Here is a 23,149-nt window from a genome sequence, read left to right as displayed (position 1 = left end):
CCCAGGGCAGCGGAAGCGTCCGGACTTTAGGGAGTATTTGCTGAAAATCAGCGCATAAGCCGACGTATGACCCAAATAAGGACAAGTAGCACCGCGAGGCCGCCCGCGATGGGCGCCAGCCGCTTCAGCAGCGGCTGCCCCGCGATCTCCAGCAGGTCCAGCGCCTCCTCGTCGGGCGAGCGTGACGTGCGCAGCGTGCCCGCCGGCCTGGCGTCCTGCTCCGGCACCGCGCTGAGATGCCGCTCGTCCTCGTGCTTCTCCTGCTTCTCCTGGACGGGAGGCGCCGGCTCGACCATGGGCTCCGAGAGCAGGTCCGCCAGGTTGGCCGCGAACTTCTCGATGAGCCTGCCGCCGACCTCGGCCATCACGCCCCGCCCGAACTGGGCGGGCCTGCCGGTCACGTTGAACGACGTCTCCACCGTCACCAGCGTGGCCTCCTCGCGCGGCTCCATGCGCGCCTTGACCGTGGCGGAGGCCGTGCCGGAGCCGCGGGCCTCCTTGCCCGACGCCTGGATGGTGAGCGAGTAGGAGTCCTTGTCCACGTCCTCGAACCTGGCCGTACCGCGGTAGGTGACCGTGATCGGGCCCACCTTGACCTTCATCCTGCCGGTGAACTCGTCACCCTCGAAGATGTCCAGCGTCGCCCCGGGCAGGCACGGCGCGACCCGCTCGACGTCGAGCAGCACGGCCCAGGCCTGCTCGATCGGTACGGGAACAGTGAACTCGTGCTCGAACCGCATCGCCATCGATCCGCTCCTTCTCCGATGCCAGTGACCCTACGACGGCTCGGGGGCGCCCCGGAAGAGGCGCCCCCGACACAGATCAGGGCGATCCGGCCGCCGCCCGTACCGCGCGGTCGGTCAGCACCTTGGCCAGGTGCCGCCGGTAGTCGGGCTGGGCGTGCAGATCGGCCGGCGGCGAGGTGTCCGCCGCCGCCTCCGCGCACGCCCGGCGCACCTGGTCGCCCAGCTCCACGCCCTCCAGGGCCGACTCGGTCGCCCGCGCGCGCAGCGGCGTCTGGCCCATGTTCGTCAGCCCGATCCTGGCCTCGGCGATCGAGCCGTTCGAGCGCCTGACCGCCGCCGCCACGCCGACGATCGCCCACGCCTGCGCGGTCCGGTGGAACTTCTCGTAGTGGAAGCCCCAGCCCTGGCCCAGCTTCGGGATGCGCACCCCGGCCAGGATCTCGCCCTGCCGCAGCGACGACTCCAGGTAGTCGACGAAGAACTCCGCCGCCGGGATCTCCCGCTCGCCGTCCGCCGAGGCCGCCACGAACACCCCGTCCAGCGCCAGCACCACGGCCGGCAGGTCACCGGCCGGGTCCGCGTGCGCCAACGAGCCGCCGAACGTGCCCCGGTGCCGGATCGCCGGATCGGCCACGTGCGCCGCCGCCATCGCCACCAGCGGGCAGCCCGCCGTCACCACCGGGGAGCGCATGACCTCGTCGTGCGTGGTCATCGCGCCGATGTAGACGTGGTCGCCGCGGTCGTGCACGCCCTTCAGATCGGCCAGCCGGCCGATGTCCACCAGCTTCGACGGGTACGCCAGCCGCAGCCGCAGGAACGGCAGCAGCGACTGCCCGCCCGCCAGGACCTTCGCGTCCTCGTCCGAGCCGAGCTCCCTGCACGCCTCGGCCAGCGAGCCTGGCCGTACGTAGTCGAACTGCGCGGGGATCATCGCCTGACTCCTTCCAGGGCACGCCAGACCCGCTCCGGCGTGCAGGGCATCTGGACGTCGTTCACGCCGCGCGGGCGCAGGGCGTCCACGATCGCGTTCACCACGGCCGGGGTCGAGGCGATCGTGCCCGCCTCGCCCACGCCCTTGACGCCCAGCGGGTTGCTGGTCGCCGGGGACTCCGTCCTGTCGAGGGCGAAGTCCGGCAGGTCGGCGGCCGACGGGAGCAGGTAGTCGGCCATCGTGGCGGTCAGCAGGTTGCCGTCGGCGTCGTACACGGCCTCCTCGAACAGGGCCTGCGCGATGCCCTGCGCGATGCCGCCGTGCAGCTGGCCGTCCACGATCAGCGGGTTGACGACCTTGCCGACGTCGTCCACCGCCACGTACGAGCGGATCCTCACCATGCCCGTCTCGGTGTCCACCTCCACGGCGCACAGGTGGGTGCCGTGCGGGAAGGAGAAGTTCTCCGGGTCGAACGTGACGTCGGAGTCGAGCCTCGCCTCCACCCCGTCGGGCAGGTTGTGTGCCGCGAACGCGGCCAGCGCCAGCTCCTGGATGGTCGTCTGCGACTCGGTGCCCCGGACCTTGAACGCGCCCGCCTCGAACTCCAGGTCCTCCGGCGAGCATTCGAGCACGTGCGAGGCCAGCTTGCGGGCCTTGTCCCTGACCTTGTCGCACGCCTTGAGCACCGCGATGCCGCCGATCGTCAGCGAGCGCGAGCCGTAGGTGTCCAGGCCCTTGGGCGAGACCGCCGTGTCGCCGTGCAGCACCGTGACGTCCTCGAACGGCACGCCGAGCGCGTCGGCCACGATCTGGCTCCACGCCGTCACATGGCCCTGCCCGTGCGGCGAGCTGCCGGTGACGACCTCCACCTTGCCGGTGGGCAGCACCCGCACCGAGCCGTGCTCCCAGCCGCCCGCTCCGGCGTTGTTGTCGCCGAACCACCGCGAAGGGCCCAGCCCGCACATCTCCGTGTACGTGCTGACGCCCAGCCCTAGCTGGACGGGGTCGCCCCTGTCACGCCGGTCGTTCTGCTCCGCGCGCAGCTTGTCGTAGCCGAACAGGGCCATTGCCCGGTCCGTCGCCGCCTCGTAGTTGCCCGAGTCGTAGGTCAGGCCGGAGATCGTGGTGTAGGGGAACTCCTCGTGCTTGATCCAGTTGCGCCGCCGCACCTCCAGCGGGTCCAGCCGCAGCTCGGCGGCCAGCTCGTCCATCATCCGCTCGATGCCGAACGTGGCCTCGGGCCGTCCCGCGCCGCGGTAGGCGTCCGTCGGCATCTTCGTGGTGAACACGCCCGTGCAGGCGAACTCGTAGGCGTCCATCTTGTAGATGGCGTTGAACATCTGCGCCCCGAGCAGCGGCACCGCCGGAGTCAGCAGCACCAGGTAGGCGCCCATGTCGGCCAGCAGCTCCACCTGGAGCCCGCGGATGCGCCCGTCGGCGTCGGCCGCCAGCCGCAGGTGCTGGATCTGGTCCCGGCCGTGGTGCACCGTCAGGTTGCCCTCGGTGCGCGACTCCGTCCACTTCACCGGCCTGCCCACCCTGCGCGCCAGCAGCAGGCACAGCACCTCCTCGGCGGTGACCTGCAGCTTCGAGCCGAACCCGCCGCCCACGTCGGGCGCCACCACGCGGAGCTTGTGCTCGGCCACGCCGGTCACCAGCGCCAGCATCGTGCGCAGGATGTGCGGGATCTGGGTGGACGTCCACATCGTGAACGAGTCGCCGTCGGTGTCGCACAACACCGCCCGCGGCTCCATCGCGCTCGGGATCAGCCGCTGCTGCACGAACGTGCGGTCGATCACCACGGGCGCGTCCCTGAACGCGGCCTCCAGGTCACCCGAGGTCTCCTTGAAGGTGAAGGCCCGGTTGCCCGTCTCGTGCACCTTGGCGGCGGACCCGCCGAGGGCCTCGTTCATGTCGAGGACCGCGGGCAGCTGCTCGTAGTCGACCTCGATCGCCTCCAGGGCGTCCGCGGCGCGGTACCGGTCGGTGGCCACCACGCAGGCCACCGCCTCGCCCACGTAGCGCACCTCCGAGACCGCCATCGGCGGGTGGTCGGGGACGACCGTGTCGCCGCTGCGCGGCCACGCGCACGGCAGGCTGCCCTGCTCGGCCGCGAAGTCCTGGCCGCTGAACGCCGCCACGACCCCCGGCAGGCCGCGTGCCCCCGACACGTCGATCCTGGTGATCCTGGCGTGCGCCATCGGGCTGCGCAGGAACATCACGTGCAGCGTGCCCGGCCGCGAGAGGTTGTCCGTCCACTGCGTGCGCCCCGTCAGCAGCCTGGCATCCTCCTTCCGCTTGCGCGGCCGGCCTACCTCTTGAGTGGTCATGGCGTGCTCACCGCCTGACCCATCTCCTGCGCGCCCCTGCGTACCGCGCGCACGATGTTGCAGTAACCCGTGCAGCGGCAGAGGTTGCCCTCCAGCCCCTGCCTGATCGTCTCCTCGGACGGATCGGGATCTTCCCTGAGCAGATCTATCGCGGCCATGACCATGCCCGGCGTGCAGTAGCCGCACTGCAGCGCGTGCTCTTCGTGGAAGGCCCGCTGCATCGGATGCAGGGAGCCGTTGGCGCCCAGGCCCTCGATGGTGACGACGTCGCAGCCGTCGGCCTGGACGGCGAGCACCGAGCAGCTCTTGACGCTCTTGCCGTCGAGCATGACCGTGCAGGCCCCGCAGTTGCTGGTGTCGCAACCCACGGGGGTGCCGGTCTTGCCCAGGCGTTCTCGTAGCAGATGGACGAGCAGGAGTCGCGGCTCGACGTCCTCCTCGTACTGGATACCGTCGACAGTGACGGTGATTCGGGGCATACGTCCTCCCTCAGGAGCAGGGGGAAAGGCGGACACTCCCGAACCTACGCCGGTGTTTTTCCCGGTCAAGGGTTACTTACCGCGGACCACCCGCGCGACGATCGCCACCAGCCCTGCGAAGGCCAATCCCAGCACCGTCACCCCGACCAGGACCAGCGGATCCGTGATCGCGCGTGTCACCACCAAAATGCCCAGAACGACGAAGAGCACGCCGCTCAGCAGGGCCATCCAGTCCGTCCGGTGCAGGCGACGGGGCCGCTCGACGTCACGCGGCACGCCGCACCTCCATGTCGCCCAGGCCGCCCCTGAGATTGAGCACGATGGTGGCGGCCTTGCCCTTCGGCTTCACCTCCGGCTCCAGGATCTTGTCCGTACGCACGTCCACGCCGCCCCTGAGCGACTGGTCGATCACGATGTCACCGATCTTGTTGCTCGCGTGCACCTCGACCCGCGCCGTCGGGGGCACGATCACCACCAGCTCGCCGGCCGAGATCGTGGCGTTGACCGTCACGTTCGAGCCCGGTGGCAGCTGCAGCTCCGACAGGTCCAGCGTGCCGTCACCCAGCCCCGCGTCGAACACCTGGCCCACCTCCGCGATGGTGGTCGGCGCCCATTCGGCCGTCCCGATGTTCCTCGGCATGCCGCCCAGCATCAACCCCATGCCCACGATGAGCGCCACCGCCGTGCCCGCGGCCACCAGGCCCGCGCCCCGGCCCCACCAGGCGGCCACCAGCAGGCCGGCGCCGATGGTGATGAGCATGGCGCCGCCCACGATGGTCGGGCTCACTCCCGCCGCTGACCTTGCTTGGACGGCCACGACGATCCCTCCGATGATCAATGCTAGCAGGATGGTGATGAGGCCGATGAACGACCTCGGGCGCCGGCGCCGCTGCTGGGCGGGGCGGCGGTACATGCTCGGGTCGTACGGGGAGTAGCCGCCCGGCCTCCTGGCCGGGTCGAGCGGGCGGTAGGGGCCGTTCGGGGCGAACGGCTCGCCGTGGCTGCCGTAGTCGATGGTGGTCGGAGGGTTGGGGCGGTAGGTGGGGGTGGGCTCGTGCGGGGGAATCCGGTGCTCGGCGGTGATCGCGTACGGGGAGACGGGCTCCTCGTCGTCGCGCTGCTCCGGCTTGCGAACGACCGCTTCCGGGACCGGCTGCGCGGCCGGCGCGTCCTGCCGGCCGGGCGCTTGCTGCTCGGCGGGTGCGTGCCGCTCGGGCTCCGCGTCACCCACCGGCGTCGTCGGCTCGTCGGCTGCGGTGGCGTCAAGCTCCTGCTCGGCCCGTTCGGCCAGCCCGGCTTGCTCGGCCTGCGCGGCTTGAGCGGCCTGCCCGGCTACCGCCGGTTGTGCGGCCGGCGCCTGCGACGGCGGGGCCGGGGCGTGCGGCGGCTCGGGAGCTGCCGGGGGCTCGGGTGGTTGGGGAGCGCGTACGGGGGCGGCGCTCTCGTAGGAGGCGGCGGGTTGCTGGGCGCCCCGCCGGCGGCTCAGCCGTTCGGGCATCGACCGGGCCAGCGCCCGCAGGTCCACCCCGCTGGAGTGCGCGGCCAGCAGCGACACCGCCAGGAACACCCCCACCACCAGCGTGCCCGTGTCCAGCCACACCGTCGCCAGGTTGATCGCCAGCCCGAACCCCAGCACCGCCGTCAGCAGCGCCATCACGGTCTCGGCGTCGAAGTCGCGCCGCGTCCACTGCTCGATGATCCCCGGCCGCCCGTTCGGCTCCTTCATCAGCAGGAACGCCGCGAGGTAGAGGAACAGCCCGATCCCGGAGCCGAGCAGGAGCACCGTGAAGCCCGCGCGGAACACCACGGGGTCGATGCCGGTGTGCCGCCCGAGGCCCGCGCACACTCCCATGAGGAAGCGTCCCTCGCTGCTGCGTCGCAGCTCCCGGGGAGGAGAGGCCGGCTGCCTGGGCGGAGCTTCTGTCATGCCTACCATCGTGGACCTACGCGTGCGGTGCTCGCATCCGGGACACCCCTGAGCCGACCCGGGGGTTGTTCCCTGATGCCCGCATGGCCCCCGACATGTGACTATGGCCATGTTATGGCTGACCAGAAGACTCTCGCCGAGCAGAGCGGCGACAAGCCCTACCGCCGGATGATGCGCCCCATGGAGGGGCGCCTGCTCGGCGGTGTCGCCCAGGGGCTGGCGGCGCAGCTCAAGCTTGATCCGGTGGTGATCAGGCTGATGTTCGTGCTGCTCACCGTCGTCCAGGGGGCCGGGGCGGTGGCGTACGCGGTGTTGTGGATGGTGACGCCGCGCCAGCCGTACCAGGGGCAGGCGCCGCAGCGCGACTGGAGCCAGCTCGCCGCGTTCAGCGCGATCGGGGCGGCGCTGTTCTCGTTCGGCTGGCTGACGGGGGCCAGCCAGGGTGGCATCGGCATGTTGCCGTTCGCGGTGGGCGGGATCGGCGCGCTGATCCTGTGGCAGCAGGCCGACCCAGAGCGCCGCAAGAGCTGGGTGAGCGGTGCTTCGCGCAGCATGAGCAAGAACCGCGTGCGTACGCTGCTCGGCATCATCCTGGTCGTGGTCGGCGCGACCGGCTTCCTGGCCGCGGAGGGCGAGCTGCCCCAGGTCAGGGAGAGCCTGCTGTTCACGGTCGTGGTGGTCGGCGGCTTGCTGGTGATCGCCGCGCCGTGGCTGGCCGGCCTGTGGAAAGAGCTGCAACTCGAGCGGCGCGAGCGCATCAGGCAGGAGGAGCGGGCGGAGGTGGCCGCCATGGTGCACGACTCGGTGCTGCACACGCTCACCCTGATCCAGCGCGTCGCGCACGACCCCCGGGAGGTCTCCCGCCTGGCCCGCTCCCAGGAGCGCGAGCTGCGTAACTGGCTCTACCAGCCGAAGCAGGACGCCGACGCCACGGTGGCGGCCGCCGTACGCAGGATCGCGGCCGAGGAGGAGGACGCGCACGGCGTGCCCATCGAGGTCGTCTGCGTCGGCGACATCGCGCTCGACCCGTCCGGCAAGCTGGCCGCGATGCTGAAGGCGTCCAGGCAGGCGATGGTCAACGCGGCCAAATACTCTGAGAGTCCCTCGATTTCCGTCTACGCGGAGGTAGAGGGTGAAGAGGTCACGATTTTCGTGAAGGATCGGGGCAAGGGGTTCGACCTCGAGGCGGTGCCGCTCGACAGGATGGGGATCAGGGAGTCCATCATCGGGAGAATGGAACGTCACGGAGGTTCGGCCCGGGTGCGTACCGAGCCCGGCGAGGGCACGGAAGTGATGTTGACGATGAAGGTGGAGAAGGCATGACGCGCGTACTGATCGTCGATGACCACCGGTTGTTCCGATCGGGCGTGCGCGCCGAGCTGGGCGACTCGATCGAGGTCGTCGGCGAGGCCGAGGACGTGGAGACGGCGGTCCAGGCGATCGCCGCGCACCAGCCCGACGTGGTCCTGCTCGACGTGCACATGCCCGGCGGCGGCGGCCAGGAGGTGCTGCGCCGGGTCCTGGGCTCCGGCTCGCAGGTACGGTTCCTGGCGCTGTCGGTCTCCGACGCGGCCGAGGACGTCATCGGCGTGATCAGGGGCGGTGCCCGCGGCTACGTGACCAAGAACATCAGCGGCAAGGAGCTGACCGACGCCATCAACCGCGTGGCCGAGGGGGACGCGGTGTTCTCGCCGCGCCTGGCGGGCTTCGTGCTCGACGCGTTCGCCTCGTCGGAGGCGCCGTCGATCGACCCCGAGCTCGACTCGCTGACGCAGCGGGAGCGCGAGGTGCTGCGGCTGATCGCGCGGGGGTACGCGTACAAGGAGATCGCCAAGGAGCTGTTCATCTCCGTCAAGACCGTGGAGACGCATGTCTCCTCGGTGCTGCGCAAGCTGCAGCTCTCCAACCGCCACGAGCTGTCCCGCTGGGCCACCGCGCGCCGGCTCGTCTGATCCGGTACGCGAGCCGGGAGTTGCCCGTTTAACGGGCTTTTGGACCGTTACAGGATAGTTATCTGCATTTCGCGCACGAAACAGTGCTCACAGTTGTCACACAAGGAGGCAGTCGAAGCACAAGTCCAGGAGTAACCCCTTTGAAGCGCGTCACCCGGATGCTTCCGGCACTGGTCGCACTGGTCGCCGCGACAGCGTGCGCGGCGGAGAGCGCCCCCGTCCCCCGGCCCCACGTGAGCATCGTCCCCGCCGCCGCGGTGGCCACTACGCCGGCCCCCACGCCGGCCCCCACCCCGACCTCCTCCGGGAAGAAGATCAAGGTCGGCATCGCCGACATCACCCCGATGGGGGAGAAGACCGAGAAGGTGGGCGTCGGGTTCCCGATCATCGTCACGTTCGACCGGGACGTGAAGGACAAGGCGGCCGTCGAGGCGGTGCTGGACGTCGAGTCCGAGGAGGCGCACGAGGGCGCGTGGCGCTGGGTGTCCGCCCGCAAGGTGATCTACCGGACGAAGACGTACTGGAAGCCGTACCAGAAGGTGCTCTTCACGGCGCGGCTGTCGGAGCTGCCCGGCAACACCGGCGCCAAGAACGTCTCCCGCAGGTTCGCCGTCGGCGCGAAGCACATCTCCGTGGTCGACACCCGCAAGCACCAGATGAAGGTGTACCGCAACGGCAAGCTGGCCAAGAAGATCCCGATCAGCGCCGGCAAGGGCGGCCTGATCAGGAACGGCGTGGACGTCTACCTGACCACCAGCGGCGTGCACCTGACCATGGGCAAGAAGGCCGTGGAGACCATGACCTCCTCCTGGATGGGCGTGACGGACCCCAAGGACCCGCGCTACTACAAGGAGGAGATCCCGTGGGCGGTGCGCATCTCCGACAGCGGTGAGTACGTCCACCAGAGCGCCGGCTACTACCAGTACCTCGGCCGCTCCAACCAGAGCCACGGCTGCGTCCGCGCCACCCCCGCCGGGGCCAAGTGGTTCTACACGATCGCCCAGCGCGGCGACGTCGTGAAGATCACCGGCACCAAGCGCAAGCTCCAGTGGAACAACGGCTGGAGCTACTGGCAGCTCAACTGGACCCAGTGGAAGAAGGGCAGCGCGCTGAAGGGCTGACGACCGGACCAGGGCCGCTCACCAGGGTGAGCGGCCCTTCGTGCTGTCTCAGAGCTTCTCCAGCGGCGCGTACGCCAGCAGCAGCGTCTTCTCCCCGCCGCTGCCGAAGTCGATCTTGACCTTGGTCTTCTCCGCGACCCCGTCCACGGACACCACCGTGCCCAGCCCGAACGCGTCGTGCGAGACCCGGTCGCCGGGCGTCAGCGAGGGCACCTTGCGCCCGCCGCCGCCGGAGGAGCTCTTGGCGGGGGCGGCGGTGCGGGCGGGCTCGCGCCGCGTGGCCGCGCTCCAGGCCGACTTCTCCGGGTCGGTGCGCCACTCCATGAGCTGGCCGGGCACCTCGTTCACGAACCGGGAGGCGGGGTTGAACGACGGCGCGCCCCAGGAGCTGCGCACGGCCGCCCGCGTGAGGTAGAGCCGCTGCTGCGCCCTGGTGATGCCGACGTAGGCCAGCCGCCGCTCCTCCTCCAGCTCCTTGGGCTCGCCCAGCGAGCGGACGTGCGGGAACACGCCGTCCTCCATGGCCGTCAGGAACACCACGGGGAACTCCAGCCCCTTGGCCGTGTGCAGGGTCATCAGCGTGACGACCCCCTGGCCGCCGTCGGCGTCGGGGATCTGGTCGGCGTCGGCCACCAGCGACACCTGCTCCAGGAACTCCACCAGCGTGCCCTCCGGGTTGGCCTCCTCGAACTCCGAGGCCACCGAGACGAGCTCGTTGAGGTTCTCCAGGCGGGACTCGTCCTGCGGGTCCTCCGACGCCTCCAGCTCGGCGCGGTAGCCGGTGGCCACCAGCACCTCCTCGGCCAGTGCCGACGGCGGCACGCCCTCGCCCTTGGCGATCAGCTCCTCGATCAGGGCGACGAACTCCTTGACCGCGTTGAGCGAGCGCGTGGCCATGCCGTACGCCTCGTCGGCCCGGCGCAGCGCGTCCCAGAACGTGATGTTCTCGCGCGACGACAGCGCCTCGATCATGGCCTCGGCCCGGTCGCCGATGCCGCGCTTGGGCACGTTGAGGATGCGCCGCAGCGACACCACGTCGGCCGGGTTGGCCAGCACCCGCAGGTAGGCCAGCAGGTCCTTGACCTCCTTGCGCTCGTAGAAGCGCACGCCCCCGACCACCTTGTACGGCAGCCCGGTGCGGATGAAGATCTCCTCGAACACGCGGGAGGCGGCGTTGGTGCGGTAGAAGACCGCCACGTCGCCCGGCTTGACGTCCTCCTCGTCGCTGAGCCGGTCGACCTCCTGGGCCACGAACATGGCCTCGTCGTGCTCGTTGTCGGCGACATATCCCACGATCTTGGGGCCGTCGCCCTGGTCGGACCAGAGGTTCTTCGGCTTGCGCGACTCGTTGCGCGCGATCACGGCGTTGGCGGCGGCCAGGATGTTCTGGGTGGAGCGGTAGTTCTGCTCCAGCAGGATCGTGCGGGCGTCGGGGTAGTCGCGCTCGAACTCCAGGATGTTGCGGATCGTCGCGCCCCGGAAGGCGTAGATGGACTGGTCGGCGTCGCCCACCACGCACAGCTCCGACATGTCGGCGCCCGAGCGCACCAGCTCGCCGTCGTTCGTGCGCAGCTCGGGATGGCCGACCAGCTCCCTGATCAGGATGTACTGGGCGTGGTTGGTGTCCTGGTACTCGTCGACCAGCACGTGCCTGAACCGCATCCGGTAGTGCTCGGCCACGTCGGGGAAGAGCTGGAACAACGTCACCGTGTTCATGATGATGTCGTCGAAGTCCATCGCGCCGGCCTCGGTCAGCTTGAGCTGGTAGGCCTTGTACGCCTGCGCGAGCGTCTTCTCCAGGTGCGAGCCCGCCCGCTCGATCGCCGTCTCGTAGTCGATCAGCTCGTTCTTGAAGTTGCTGACCTGCGCGGAGAACGAGCGCGGCGGATACCGCTTCGGGTCGAGCTCCATCTCCCTGCAGACCATGGCCATCAGCCGCTGCGAGTCTGCCTGGTCGTAGATCGAGAAGCTGGACGGGAAGCCCAGCCGCTTGGCCTCGCGCCGCAGGATGCGCATGCAGGCGCTGTGGAACGTCATCACCCACATCGCCTTGGAGCGCGGCCCGACGAGCTTGTCGATGCGCTCCTTCATCTCCCTGGCGGCCTTGTTGGTGAAGGTGATCGCCAGGATCTCCCCGGGATGCGCGTTGCGCTCGGCCAGCAGGTACGCGATGCGGTGCGTGAGCACCCGCGTCTTGCCCGACCCCGCTCCGGCCACGATGAGCAGCGGACTGCCATGATGGATCACGGCCTCCCGCTGCTGCGGGTTGAGGCCATCGAGCAAGGGGTGGTCAACAGAGACTTGGGTCGGCACCCACCTAGGTTAAGACGCCCCACCGACAATCGGCGCCCGGAATGCCTTCGGCGGGGTTCCGGTTGTCCTCCACGTACGGTGCGAAAGGGGAGACATGCTGCCGGAGAGCGAGATCAACCGCGTACTGGTCGTGACCGCCCACCCCGACGACGCCGACTTCGGCGCCGCGGGAAGCGTGGCACTGTTCGTGGACAGGGGCGTGGAGGTCACGTACCTGCTGGTCACGGACGGTGACGCGGGCGGTAACGAGCGTACCTTGGACAATTCCGGCATGGCGGAGCTGCGCAGGACCGAGCAGCTGGCCGCCGCCAAGGCGGTCGGCGTGACGGACGTACGCTTCCTCGGCTACTCCGACGGCCAGGTGGTGCCCTCGCTGGAGCTCAGGCGGGCCATCGCCAGAGTGATCCGCCAGGTCAGGCCCGACCTGGTGATCACCCACCACCCCGACCGCAACTACCAGTTCATCGCCCCCAGCCACCCTGACCACCGCGCCGTGGGCGGCGCCACCCTGGACGCGGTCTACCCGGACGCGCGCAACCCGTACGCGTTCCCGGAGCTGATCAAGGAGGAGGGGCTGGAGGCGTGGACCGTACGCGAGGTCTGGCTGAACGGCGGCTCCACGCCCAACCACTGGGTGGACATCACCGAGTCCATGGACCGCAAGCTCGCGGCCTTGCAGTCGCACGTGAGCCAGGTCTCACACGTGGAAGGCTTCACCGACTTCGTCAGGAGCCGCTTCGCCGCCTGGGCCGAGCAGGCCGGGCTCGGCGAGGGCAGCTACGCGGAGGGCTTCCAGGTGGTTCCGACCGCCTGAGCGTTCCTGGAGCGGCGTTTCTGGAACTAGGGCACCGAGCCGGGCGGCACCACCCACAGCGAGGGCTGCCCCGTCACCTCCGAGATGATGTCGAAGGCGTGCCCGTAGTGCAGGATCGTCGCCCCGTGCACCTCGGCGCAGGCGGCGATCAGCAGCTCGTTCGGGCCGATGCCGCGGTGCTGGGAGATCTCCACGAGCTGCCGCTGCACGGCCATGGCCCGCGCCTGCACCTCCTGGTCCAGGGGGAGCAGGATGCACTGGCGCTGGGCGTGCAGGATGCGCAGGTAGTGGGCGTAGTCGCGGGCGCTGTAGAGCACCTCCAGGTCGATGACGCTGCAGGTCGCCACCGCCCGCGCGGCGAAGAGCGGCTGCAGCGCCTTGGAGATCACCTCACTGACGCGGATGCGGGCCAGGGCGCTCCTGTCGAGGAGATACATCAGTCCTGTCGTTGCCACGCATGCTTCGTGATCTCCGGGTCCAGCAGATCCGGGCTCCCCTCCGTGCGCCAGAACTCGAACGCCCTGATCGCACCCGCTCTTTCCGCGTCCCTGTCCACGACCGCCTGCAGCGCGGCGTGGACCGTTTCTCTCATGGTCGGCGTACCCAGCGTTTGCTGGGCCGCTTCCAGGAGCTCCTTGTCGATGTCGATTACCGTACGCATGCAGCACCACCTCCGTACCTCCGGCTTATGAGAATTGCCTAATCGGGGGGAGGCGCACATCCCAAGGCGGCGCGGCCTTGAAACAGGCGCCTCGGAGACGTTAAGGCCTGTGGCGCCGCAGGTTACGGGGTGGTCCGAGGGCGGGGGAGAAAACGATGCCGCGGGGCGAAAACCTTCATCCCGCGGCGATCGGACGGTGCCCCGCCGGATTGGGCTGGGGTGCCTGTTTTTGGGTGTTCGCAATTCCGGGCCGGTGGGATGGACGGCTTCATTTCGGGTGGGGGAAATTTTCCGCGTCCGGGCCCGGAAGCCTGGCCGCCAGCCGGGCGAAGGCATAGCCGAGAGAGTTGGTCGCCAGGTGCAGCATGACGGGGGTCAGGAGGCCCCGGTGGCGGCGCAGCTCGCAGAACAGCACCCCGGCCGCCGCCGTGGACACCACGCTCCCCGCCACGACCCGCGCGGTGTCCAGATGTCCGGGGGACTCGCCGGCCGTCAGGGCGCCCAGGGCGGGGTTGGCGCGCGCCATGTCGATGGCCGGGAGGATGTGCCAGAGGCCGAACAGGGTGGAGGAGACCGCCGTGGCCGCGGCCGTGCCGTGCCGGCGGCGCAGCATCCCGTACAGCGCGCCCCTGAACCCCACCTCCTCCAGCAGGACCGTGCCGAGCGGGACCTGGAGCAGCGCCTCCTCCAGGACGCGGGCGCGGGAGAGCGACAGGGCGCGGTCGTCGTGGAAGAGCGGCCTGGTGCGGGGCATGGCGACGCCGGCCGTGTAGACGCCGGCCACCGCGGCCGCCAACACGCCACCGGCGACGGCGCCGCGCCGGCCGTGCTCGAAACCGAGCTCCTTCCAGGACACGCCGGACCTGCGGGCCATCGCGACCAGCGCGGCGGTGGCGACCGTGGAGGTCAGGGGGCCCAGGCGGGGGGCGATCTTGTTGTTGAGGATGTTGGCGGCGGTGAGGACGGCGATCGAGCGCAGCAGCACCCTTGCAGGTTACGTCCCGCTCGCCGGTCCGCAGTCGGGCCGCGGTCCCGTTCGCCGGTCCGCAGTCGGGCCGCGGTCCCGTTCGCGGCTACTCAGGCGGGCTGCGTCCCGTTCGCGACTCTGCGGGCTGGTTGCGGCCTAGGTTCCGGTTGCGACCCGTTCGAGCGGGACGTCGGGGAACGAGCCGTCGCCGAACAGGACCCGTGCCGCCAGCGCCCGGCCGGCGCGGCTGCGCAGCACGGCGATCGCGGCCTCCGCCGCGGCGGGAGAGCGGACGCCGGCGAACGCGCGGCGCAGCAGCAGGCGGCCACGGAAGCGGGCCCTCAGCGCGTTCCCGTCGTAGCGGGCCAGCACGCTCCGGTCGCCCGTACGCAGGTAATCGGCCGTGACCGCCGCGGCCAGATCGGACATGCGCAGGCAGGGATCCAGCCCACCTGCCGTCAGCGGCGAGACCGCGCCCGCGGCGTCCCCGACGAGCAGCCCGGCCGGGCACGCCAGCCGCCGCAGCACCCCGCCCACCGGGATGGGGCCGCCGCGACGCTCGACCGGACCGGCCGGCGGCGCGTATCCGGGGGCGTCCGCGGCGAAGGTGTCCAGCAGGTGGCGGATGCCGCTCCGCATGGCGCCCGGATACCCCGCGACGCCGACGTGCGCGTGCCGGCCGTCGTCGACCGCCCACCCCAGGTAGCCGGGGGCGATCCGCGGATCCAGCACGCAGTGGAAGGCCGGGACGGTCGTGCCCGGCGCGATCGGGTGGACGAGCTCGGCGCCGACGATGAACCGCCGGTTGAGGTCCAGGCCGAGATCGCGGGCCACCCGGGAGCGGGCGCCGTCCGCGCCGATGACGAACCGCGCCGTCACCGCCTCCGTCGAGGTGCCGTCATGCCGTACGCCCAGCAGGACCTCCACCCCGGCCAGGCCCGTCGAGGCGCCCTCGTACCGTACGCCCAGCAGGACCCGCGCCCCCGCCGACTCCGCCTCGCGGCGCGCGTGCCGGTAGACGGCGGCCATGTCCGCCACGCGGTACTCGTCGCGGTCGCTGGTGAGCCGGATCGGCGACCGCCTCGACGGCGGGTACAGCAGCACGTCGCGGATGCCGGGGCCGAGCAGGTGATCCGGCAGGTCGAAGTCGTCGAGGGTGCGCCGCACGAAGATGCCCGTGGTGCGGATGCCCGCCGACAGCGTCCTGCGACGGTCGATCACCGTCACGTCCAGCCCGCGGCGGGCGAGCAGGCCCGCCGTACGGAGGCCGGCCAGGCCCGCACCCACGACCAGTACGTCCACTCTTCGCATACCTGGCGACGCTAGGCCGGACGCCTCCGCCAACGCGATGCTTTGCACGGTACCTCCACACAGCTGCACTGAAAGGCAGGGGTTTCGCCACCGTCGCGTTCCAGACGGCCCGTGCGGAGGCCCAGTGCCTGCCTCCGCTTCGGGCGAGGAGCCGGCGCTCGACCTCCGCTCCGGCGAGCCGCTCCGGCCGGGCGGGGCTCAGTTCACCGCTCGCTTGACCAGCTCGCTGATCCGCGCCTCCACCTCGGGCGTCACCTCGGTCAGGGCGAAGGCGGCCGGCCACATCGTGTCGTCGTCCAGGCTCGCCTGGTCGCTGAACCCGAGCGTCGCGTAACGCGTCTTGAACTTCGCCGCGCTCTGGAAATGGCAGACGATCTTGCCGTCCAGCGCGTAGGCGGGCATCCCGTACCAGAGCTTCGGCGCCAGCGCCGGCGCGCTCTCCAGGATGACGGCGTGCACCCGCTCGGCCATGACCCGATCGGACTCCTGCATCTCCGCGATCTTCGCGAGCACGTCCCGGGCCGCCTCCGCCGCCTTGTCCGCGCGGGAGCCGCGGCGCGCGGCCTTCTTCTGGTCCTGGGCGTGCTCCTTCATCGCCGCCCGCTCCTCGGCCGTGAACCCCTGGTAGGTGCTGCTCATGATGACTTTCTCCTTGAGATCGTGATGGTCGGGGTCGTTCAGGCGGACGTGGTTTCCCAGACGAACCCGTCCAGGTCGGTGAAGGGGCCGGTGCCGCCGCCGAGCACGATCCGGTGTGATCCGGTGCCCTCCTGGGGCATTCCGGTGTCCTTGGCGAGGGCCCTGCGCGGGTAGAGCGCCAGCTTGACGTCCGTGGACGGGGTGTCGAACTCGACGTACTTGCCGCCGAAGCTCTTCGCCACGGCCAGGCCCTGCTCGACGTAGAAGCGCTTGCTCGCCTTGACGTCCGCTACTCCCAGCAGGAGGGCGACCTGGTCGATGTGCCGGGTGGCGGGGGCCGTGTCCTTCTTGTTCGAGGTCGCGACCTTGCAGATGGTCCCGTCCGGGGCGAGGACGACGCCGCCGTAGCCCCAGAAGCTCTTCGTGGCCGGCTTCAGCGTGGTGGCGCCGGCGTCGAGGGCGGCGGTGATGAGGGCGTCCACGTTGCCCGGCTGGGACGCCACGAGTGACAGGGCGAACCCGCGGAAGCCGGTCGTGGGCGCGTCCGAGGCACGTACGTGGACGTAGGAGTCGAGCCCGAGGGCCTGGTAGAAGGCCTGCGCGGCGGTGAGGTCGGGAACTTCCAGGGTGACGGAGGCGAAGGTCATGGCGGAGATCCTTTGAGAGAGCGGGTGGAGCCGGTCGGTTGATCGGGGAGACGGGAGTCTCAGGACGGGGCGCTCAGCGGTCCTGGAGGAGGCCGAGGACGTTGCCGTCGGGGTCCACGACGGTGGCCACCACGCGGCCGGCGCCGACCTCGTTCACGGCCTCCTTCACGGTGCCGCCCGCGGCGATCACCTCGGCCAGCGTCGCCTCGATGTCGTGCACGTGCCAGTACGCCACCGGCGAGGTCATGCCCTGCGGTCCACCGCCCGGCACCAGCCCGATGTGCTGGCCCTCGGCCTCGAAGCCGACGTAGTAGGCCGTGTCGACCTGCGGCGCCATGCCGAGCAGGGCCGCGTACACCGCCTTGGCCTTGGCCAGGTCGGACACCGGGTGCAGCACGGTCTTGATGCCCTGCGTGGAAGAGCCGGTCACTGTCGCTCCTGTGGTGGTCGTGGGTCGCATCGACCCGCCGGGTAGGTGCTCACAGCTTCGCGTCCGGCCCCGCGGGCCCACATCCGTGGCGGCCACGGATTCGCTCCACGGATCGGCTCCACGGACCCCGTACGGTGGCCGTCACGGATGGGCAGTACGCAGGGGATAGGGCACACTGGCACAGTGCTGGCAGCAGTGGACATCTCGCCCCGTGAAGCCGAAGTGCTGGAGCTGATCGGCGCCCATCTGAGCAACGCCGAGATCGGTGCCCGGTTGTGCATCTCGGTCCGTACCGTCGAGAGCCACGTCTCCTCCCTCCTGCGCAAGCTGGACGTCCCGGACCGCCGGGCGCTCGCCCAGCGGGCACCCGAGCCGGCCGCTGATGCCGCCCCGTCCCACCGGGCACCGGTGCTGCCGTCGCTGCTGACCTCGTTCATCGGCAGAGCGGACGAGCGGGCCGAGCTGGCCGAGCTGATCAGGACGCACCGCCAGGTGACCGCGGCCGGCCCCGGAGGGGTCGGCAAGACCCGGCTCGCGCTGGCCGTGGCCGCGCAGGCGGCAGGCGAGTACTCCGACGGGGTGTGGTTCGTCGACCTGGTCCCGGTCACCGACCCCGGCATGGTCGCGACCGCGGTCGCCGGGGCGCTCGGTCTCGGCGAGCAGCCCGGCCGCGACATGACCGAGTCGGTGGCCGCCGCGCTGGCCGACCGCCACGCGCTGCTCGTGCTGGACAACTGCGAGCAGGTCGCGGACGGCGTGGCGCTGTTCCTCGAACGGCTGCTGGCGGCGTGCCCCCGGGTGACCGTCCTGGCGACCAGCCGGGCCCGGCTGATGGTGCCGTTCGAGCGGGTTTACGCGGTCCCGCCGCTGTCGCTGCCCACCGACGGCGGGTCGGACGCGGTCACGCTGTTCATGGAACGGGCGGCGGCGGTCGGCTGGCCGCTGGATCCCGCGCTGCGCGACCAGATCGCCGCGATCTGCGAGCGCCTGGACGGCATGGCCCTGGCGATCGAGCTCGCCGCCGCCCGATATCCCACCCTGGGGCTGGACGGCATCACCGCCGCCCTGTCCCACCCCCTCCGCATGCTCACCGGCGGCTCCCGGGCCGATCAGCGGCACCGCTCGGTGCGGGCGGCGCTGGACTGGAGCCACGCCTTGCTGGATCCGGCCGACCGGGCGCTGCTGCGCCGGGTGTCGGTGTTCGCGGCGCCGTTCACCGCCGGCGCGGCGGCGGAGGTGACCGGGGACGAGGAGGGCCTGGTCATCGACGGCCTGGCCCGGCTCGCCGAACAGAGCCTGCTGGTGGTGTCGGCGTCCCCCGGCGGCACTGAGTACCGGGCGCTGGAGACCATCCGCCAGTACGGGACCGAACGGCTGACCGAGGCCGGCGAGCTGGCCGACATCCGCTCCCGGCACCTCCGCTGGTGCCTGGCCAAGGCCGCCGGCCTGGCGGCCGTACGCGAGGACTGGCGGGCCAGGTTCGACCTGGTGGCCAACGACCTCCGCGCGGCCCTGGCGTGGGCGGCCGACCAGCCGGAGCGGCGGGCGGAGGCGTACGATCTCGCCCGGCACCTCGCCGGGCTGGCCTTCACCCGCAACCTGGTCGGCGAGTCCCAGCGACGCCACGAGCAGGCGGCCGCGCTCGCCGACGACCCGGCCTCGGCCGCTTCGGCACTCCGGCACGCCTCCGTCGTGGCCGGCTGCAGGATGCGTGGTGACGACATGTTCCGCCTGCGCTGCGCGGCCGCGGACGCCGCACGCAGGTCCGGCGACACCGCCGGCGCCGCCGCCGACCTGGCGGCCGCCGCCACCGCCACGTTCCGGTTCGCGACCACGTTCGTGCGGCTGCCGGCTCCTGGGGAGGTGCTCGCGCTGATGGACGAGGCGCGCGGACTGGCCGGCGACGACCCGGCGGCCCTGGCCGCAGTGGCAACCGCCGAGGCCGGCTGGACCCTCCACGCCGCGGTCACCGGCGGGCAGGTGCTTGGTGATGCGGCCACTGACGGTCAGGCGCGCGGTGACACGGTGCGCGGTGGGGCGTTGCTCGGTGACGTCGTCGGTGCGGGTCGGGGGGAATCTGACGACTCCGTGCCGGAGACGATCGCGCGCGCGGAACGGGCAGTCCAACTGACCCACCGTACGGGTGATCCCCTCGCCGAATCCACCGCGCTCGATGTGCTGACCGGAGCCCTGAGCTGGGCCGGTGACACGTACGCCGCCGCCGCCACGACCCAGCGCCGGATCACGCTGCTGACGTCCGCACCCACCACCCCGGCCACCACCCACGAGCTGATCGAAGCGCTCGGCGAGGCCGCCGAGGCCAGTCTCGGCACCGGCGACCTGCCCGCAGCCCGCCAGTGGGCACGCCGGCTCGCCGAACACCCGTTGCTGGCCGAAGTCGGCCACCGCGCCACGAACTGGCTGCTGGTCACCGACGCGCTGGCAGGCAACGTGGACCAGGTGGTCGCCGGCAGCGTCCGGTTCCTCGACGCGTGGCACCGGGCAGGCAGCCCCGCCCAGTCGTACCTCGGCCGGGCGATGGCCGCCGTGGCGATGATCCACGGCCTGCGCGACGACCATGACGCGCGGCGCGAATGGCTAGAGGTCCTGAACCAGCTCGGCACCCTCCCAGGACATTCCTACGGTTACGGGGCGATCTTCGACGCGATGCTCCTGCTGCACCGCGGGCAGGCCGCGGAGGCGTTGGAGCGGATGGCTCCCGAGCCCAGGCAGGTGTGGAAGTGGGTCACCTGGATCTGGCACCACTGGTACGTCGCGCTGCGCACCGAGGCCGCCGTGCTCGCCGGGAACCCGGGCGCTCGCGACAGCCTGACGGAGGCCCGGACCATCGTGGCCGGCAACCCGGTCGCAGGCGCCATCGTCGAGCGGGCCGCCGCCCTCCTCGACGGCGACGAGCAGGCACTGCTCGCCACGGCGAACGCGTTCGAGACCGCCGGCTGCCGCTACCAGTCGGCCCGCACCATGGTGCTCGCCGGCGGCGACCAAGCCGAACGCGGCCTGGCCGTCCTCGCCGAGCTGGGTGTCGCCCCGATGGCCCCCCACCGGTGATCTCATCGCGAGCGGGCCGGACGTGCGGGTGTGACGTCCAGGCAGGTGGTGGGCGTGGGGTCCGGCGGCGGGCGTTGCGTCCAGGTGGAGGCCGGCGTGTGGTCGGCTCGGCGGCGGGTGTCGCGTCCAGGCCGGAAGCGGGCGTCGCGCCCGTCCAGGAGCGGTGCTCACGACGCTGCCTTCTCCTGCGAGCTCACGAGCTCACGAGCTCACGTGGGCTCGCGGGACCGTTGACCGCCAGAGTCCCGGGGATGCTTCTGGGCGCGGGGTGTCAGGAGGCGGCGGGGCGGCGCCAGCCCTCGGGGAAGCGGGTGCGGCGGCGTTCCTCGGGGGTGAGGCCGCCCCAGATGCCCTCCGATTCCCCGGCGCGTAAGGCGTAGGAGCGGCACTCCTTCACCACCTGGCAGGTCGCGCAGACCGCCTTGGCGCGGGCCTCCTGCAAGGGGGTGGGGGCGAGGGGGAAGAAGAGGTCGGGGTCGCTGGATCTGCATGCGCCCCTGCGCAGCCAGCTGATCTCCTCCGGTGCCATGGGTCAACGGTAGAGCCAGGTCATGATCGGTGACATCATCCTGTGGGTTGACCTGTCGATACAACCGCTGGTTCGATCCGGCCCCGGCTCGTACGCCCTCAGCAGGTCCCCACCCCGCCCCGATAACCCCGGACGAACGACGTCTGCCGTTGCTCGGCCGTCCCGTGGGCCGCCGGGTCGAGCCAGTCGTCCGTCGGGTCGCCCGCCGCCGCCAGGCTCGCGAACAGCTCGTACTCGTCCCCCTCGTCCGTCGTCAGCGCGCCCGAGCCGACCAGCGCGGCGAGGGCGCCGCCCGCGTAGCAGTCGGCCTGGAGCTCCATCTGGACGTTCAGCGTGAAATCGGTACGGAGCTGCGCCTGCACGGCGTGCCCGAGCTCATGGGGAATGATGACATAGACCGACCCGTCGCCCATCTCATTCCAGAGCCCCTCCATCCAGCCCTGGTCGAACGCGATGAAGTGACCGAGCGGGCAGTAGAAGGCGTTGTTCGGAACGGAGGGCTGATCGCCGCAGCTCGGGCCGGCGTCCCCCGAGTACGGGATGAAGTCGCTGATGGGGCGGTACGTGCGCCCGAGCTGCTGGAACTGCTGGCTCCAGAACTCCTCCGTCAGCGTGCGCGCCGTGACGACGTCGTCCTCGAACGAGTCGGCTCCCCGCTGATCCATGGACGGCGATCGGACGACGCCGCAGGCGGCGAGCAGGGCGATGGCGATCAGGCCGGCGAACAGCCTGGTGAGCGGGGGCAGGGCACGGGTCACGGCTTCACGCATCCGAAGAGGTCACGGGCTTCAAACGTCCCAGGTGTGTACGGGTTCGTTGGTGTGCATGCGCTCGATGTACTCCAGTGTCATGCCCCGCAACGCCTCGTGCCGGTCGTCTCCGGAGGCGGCCCGCGCCCGTACCCTGTCGACCTGCCAGCTCGCCCCCGTACGTCCTGACAGGCAGCGGCCCTCGATGACGGACAGCAGCCGGTCCGCTACCGTCCCGCGCACGCCCCACGTGGCCAGCCCCTCCCTGGCCATGGGCAGCAGCCGCCGCAGGATCAGCTCCGCCGCCGGCACCTCGCCCAGCCCCGGCCAGTACAGCCGCGCGTCCAGCCCGTGCCGCGCCGCCGCCCCGAGGTTGTCCTCGGCGGCCTTGAACGACATCTGGCTCCAGATCGGACGCTCGTCGTACGGCAGCACGCGCATCAACCCGTAGTAGAACGCGGCGTTGGCCGCGATGTCGGCCACGGAGGGCCCGGCGGGCAGCACGCGGTTCTCCACGCGCAGGTGCGGCACCCCGTTCACCACCGCGTACACGGGTCGGTTCCACCGGTAGACGGTGCCGTTGTGCAGGGTCAGCTCGTGGAGCTGGGGGATGCGGCCGCGTTCGAGCTCGGCGCGCGGGTCCTCGTCGTCGCAGAGGGGCAGCAGGGCAGGGTAGTAGCTGACGTTCTCCTCGAACAGGTCGAAAACGCTCGTGATCCACCGCTCTCCGAACCACACCCTGGGACGTACGCCCTGCGCCTTCAACTCCGCCGGCCGCGTGTCCGTGGCCTGCTCGAACAGCGCGATCCTGGTCTCCCTGTGCAGCTCCCTGCCGAACAGGTACGGCGAGTTGGCCGCCACGGCCACCTGCGCGCCCGCGATGGCCTGGGCGGCGTTCCAGTGGGCGGCGAACGTGTCGGGGCTGACCTGGAGGTGGAGCTGCACGCTGGTGCAGGCCGCCTCGGGGGCGACGCTGTCGGCGTGCGTGTCGAGGCGTTCGACGCCCTCGATGGACAGGTGCAGGTCCTCGCCCCTGGCCGCGAAGATCTGCTCGTTGAGCAGGCGGTAGCGCGGGTTCGCGGAGAGCGTGCCCTCGCCGATGTCCTGCTCGCGCAGGGTGGGCAGGATGCCGATCAGAACGAGGTGGCCGCCCTCGGAGCGGGCGCGTTCCTCGGCGTGGTTGAGCCGGGCCCTGACGTCGTTCTCCAGGCGCAGTGCGCCGTCGCCCGCCAGGTCCTGGGGCTCGATGTTGATCTCGACGTTGAACTGGCCCAGCTCCGTCGCCCAGTCCGGCTGCGCGATCGCGGCGAGCACCTGGGCGTTGCGCATGGCCGCCTCGCCGTGCGAGTCCACGAGGTTGAGCTCGATCTCCAGACCTGCCAGGGGGTGCTCGAACTCGAAACGTGATTCGCGCAGCATCTGGGCGAAGACGTCGAGGCATCTGTGGACTTTTTCCCGATATTTCCGGCGGTCTTCCCTGCTGAACACGACCACCGGCACGTCCCTGCCCATAGCACGAAATGTCGCACGCAAA

The 23,149-nt window shown here is 71.0% G+C and carries 22 protein-coding genes; 5 read left to right on the top strand and 17 right to left on the bottom strand.

Features of this window, described 5'->3' with window-relative positions:
• Window positions 1-47: 47 nt before the first annotated feature.
• From HD593_RS51755 to HD593_RS51730, 6 genes are all read right to left on the bottom strand, one after another.
• Entirely contained in the window at window positions 48-746 is a 699-nt protein-coding gene (locus HD593_RS51755) for an SRPBCC family protein (protein WP_185110220.1), read from the bottom strand.
• 76 nt (window positions 747-822) lie between these two features.
• The gene (locus tag HD593_RS51750) at window positions 823-1,677 is read right to left on the bottom strand and encodes an FAD binding domain-containing protein (RefSeq protein WP_185110219.1); all 855 of its coding nucleotides are present in this window, start codon (window positions 1,675-1,677) and stop codon (window positions 823-825) included.
• The gene (locus tag HD593_RS51745) at window positions 1,674-4,007 is read right to left on the bottom strand and encodes a xanthine dehydrogenase family protein molybdopterin-binding subunit (protein WP_185110218.1); all 2,334 of its coding nucleotides are present in this window, start codon (window positions 4,005-4,007) and stop codon (window positions 1,674-1,676) included. The genes HD593_RS51750 and HD593_RS51745 overlap by 4 nt, the downstream gene beginning before the upstream one ends.
• On the bottom strand, window positions 4,004-4,486 hold the full coding sequence (locus HD593_RS51740; protein ID WP_185110217.1) for a (2Fe-2S)-binding protein: 483 nt from the start codon (window positions 4,484-4,486) through the stop codon (window positions 4,004-4,006). Before HD593_RS51740 ends, HD593_RS51745 begins: the two co-directional genes overlap by 4 nt.
• A 72-nt stretch (window positions 4,487-4,558) precedes the next feature.
• Window positions 4,559-4,762 (bottom strand): hypothetical protein, encoded by a 204-nt coding sequence (locus HD593_RS51735; RefSeq protein ID WP_185110216.1) that lies wholly within the window; start codon window positions 4,760-4,762, stop codon window positions 4,559-4,561.
• Window positions 4,752-6,413 carry a PspC domain-containing protein gene (locus tag HD593_RS51730; RefSeq protein WP_185110215.1) on the bottom strand — a complete coding sequence of 554 codons (1,662 nt, stop codon included), beginning with the start codon at window positions 6,411-6,413 and terminating at the stop codon, window positions 4,752-4,754. The genes HD593_RS51735 and HD593_RS51730 overlap by 11 nt, the downstream gene beginning before the upstream one ends.
• Window positions 6,414-6,527: 114 nt before the next feature.
• On the opposite strand from HD593_RS51730, the gene HD593_RS51725 reads away from it, so the two are divergent.
• The 3 genes from HD593_RS51725 to HD593_RS51715 all read left to right on the top strand — a co-directional run bounded on the left by HD593_RS51725 (window position 6,528) and on the right by HD593_RS51715 (window position 9,486).
• Entirely contained in the window at window positions 6,528-7,736 is a 1,209-nt protein-coding gene (locus HD593_RS51725; protein WP_185110214.1) for an ATP-binding protein, read from the top strand.
• Window positions 7,733-8,365, top strand: coding sequence for a response regulator (locus HD593_RS51720; RefSeq protein ID WP_080043096.1), 633 nt, complete (start codon window positions 7,733-7,735; stop codon window positions 8,363-8,365). The genes HD593_RS51725 and HD593_RS51720 overlap by 4 nt, the downstream gene beginning before the upstream one ends.
• A gap of 140 nt (window positions 8,366-8,505) precedes the next feature.
• Window positions 8,506-9,486, top strand: a complete 981-nt coding sequence (locus tag HD593_RS51715; protein ID WP_185110213.1) for a L,D-transpeptidase — start codon at window positions 8,506-8,508, stop codon at window positions 9,484-9,486.
• Between the two features lie 48 nt (window positions 9,487-9,534).
• On the opposite strand, the gene pcrA is transcribed toward HD593_RS51715, so the two are convergent.
• Window positions 9,535-11,799 (bottom strand): DNA helicase PcrA, encoded by a 2,265-nt coding sequence (pcrA, locus tag HD593_RS51710; protein WP_379478749.1) that lies wholly within the window; start codon window positions 11,797-11,799, stop codon window positions 9,535-9,537.
• 94 nt (window positions 11,800-11,893) lie between these two features.
• Between pcrA and HD593_RS51705 the strand changes: the two genes are divergently transcribed.
• Window positions 11,894-12,613 carry a PIG-L deacetylase family protein gene (locus tag HD593_RS51705; RefSeq protein ID WP_185110212.1) on the top strand — a complete coding sequence of 240 codons (720 nt, stop codon included), beginning with the start codon at window positions 11,894-11,896 and terminating at the stop codon, window positions 12,611-12,613.
• Window positions 12,614-12,639: 26 nt separating this feature from the next.
• On the opposite strand, the gene HD593_RS51700 is transcribed toward HD593_RS51705, so the two are convergent.
• From HD593_RS51700 to HD593_RS51670, 7 genes are all read right to left on the bottom strand, one after another.
• Window positions 12,640-13,068, bottom strand: a complete 429-nt coding sequence (locus HD593_RS51700; RefSeq protein ID WP_185110211.1) for a PIN domain-containing protein — start codon at window positions 13,066-13,068, stop codon at window positions 12,640-12,642.
• On the bottom strand, window positions 13,050-13,274 hold the full coding sequence (locus tag HD593_RS51695) for a type II toxin-antitoxin system VapB family antitoxin (RefSeq protein WP_185110210.1): 225 nt from the start codon (window positions 13,272-13,274) through the stop codon (window positions 13,050-13,052). Before HD593_RS51695 ends, HD593_RS51700 begins: the two co-directional genes overlap by 19 nt.
• Before the next feature lie 268 nt (window positions 13,275-13,542).
• Complete coding sequence (locus HD593_RS51690) at window positions 13,543-14,259, bottom strand: CPBP family intramembrane glutamic endopeptidase (protein ID WP_185110209.1); 717 nt, start codon at window positions 14,257-14,259, stop codon at window positions 13,543-13,545.
• Between the two features lie 138 nt (window positions 14,260-14,397).
• Window positions 14,398-15,552, bottom strand: coding sequence for an NAD(P)/FAD-dependent oxidoreductase (locus HD593_RS51685; RefSeq protein ID WP_185110208.1), 1,155 nt, complete (start codon window positions 15,550-15,552; stop codon window positions 14,398-14,400).
• 198 nt (window positions 15,553-15,750) lie between these two features.
• Window positions 15,751-16,191: an iron chaperone gene (locus tag HD593_RS51680; protein WP_185110207.1), complete on the bottom strand. Its 441-nt coding sequence runs from the start codon at window positions 16,189-16,191 to the stop codon at window positions 15,751-15,753.
• Window positions 16,192-16,229: 38 nt separating this feature from the next.
• Window positions 16,230-16,838 carry a VOC family protein gene (locus HD593_RS51675; RefSeq protein WP_185110206.1) on the bottom strand — a complete coding sequence of 203 codons (609 nt, stop codon included), beginning with the start codon at window positions 16,836-16,838 and terminating at the stop codon, window positions 16,230-16,232.
• Window positions 16,839-16,911: 73 nt separating this feature from the next.
• Window positions 16,912-17,268, bottom strand: coding sequence for a VOC family protein (locus tag HD593_RS51670; RefSeq protein ID WP_185110205.1), 357 nt, complete (start codon window positions 17,266-17,268; stop codon window positions 16,912-16,914).
• Window positions 17,269-17,451: 183 nt separating this feature from the next.
• On the opposite strand from HD593_RS51670, the gene HD593_RS51665 reads away from it, so the two are divergent.
• Window positions 17,452-20,337 (top strand): ATP-binding protein, encoded by a 2,886-nt coding sequence (locus HD593_RS51665; RefSeq protein ID WP_312904352.1) that lies wholly within the window; start codon window positions 17,452-17,454, stop codon window positions 20,335-20,337.
• A 271-nt stretch (window positions 20,338-20,608) separates the two neighbouring features.
• Here the strand turns inward: HD593_RS51665 and HD593_RS51660 are convergent, their stop codons facing one another.
• The 3 genes from HD593_RS51660 to HD593_RS51650 all read right to left on the bottom strand — a co-directional run bounded on the left by HD593_RS51660 (window position 20,609) and on the right by HD593_RS51650 (window position 23,127).
• Window positions 20,609-20,866, bottom strand: coding sequence for a WhiB family transcriptional regulator (locus tag HD593_RS51660; RefSeq protein ID WP_185110203.1), 258 nt, complete (start codon window positions 20,864-20,866; stop codon window positions 20,609-20,611).
• Window positions 20,867-20,964: 98 nt separating this feature from the next.
• On the bottom strand, window positions 20,965-21,636 hold the full coding sequence (locus HD593_RS51655) for a neutral zinc metallopeptidase (RefSeq protein WP_221525382.1): 672 nt from the start codon (window positions 21,634-21,636) through the stop codon (window positions 20,965-20,967).
• A gap of 18 nt (window positions 21,637-21,654) precedes the next feature.
• Entirely contained in the window at window positions 21,655-23,127 is a 1,473-nt protein-coding gene (locus tag HD593_RS51650) for a glutamate-cysteine ligase family protein (RefSeq protein WP_185110202.1), read from the bottom strand.
• Window positions 23,128-23,149 lie beyond the last annotated feature (22 nt).

Origin of the sequence: Nonomuraea rubra (genome assembly GCF_014207985.1) — a bacterium.
In the GTDB taxonomy this organism is placed as follows: domain Bacteria; phylum Actinomycetota; class Actinomycetes; order Streptosporangiales; family Streptosporangiaceae; genus Nonomuraea; species Nonomuraea rubra.
This window is presented reverse-complemented; position numbering and strand designations above follow the sequence as displayed.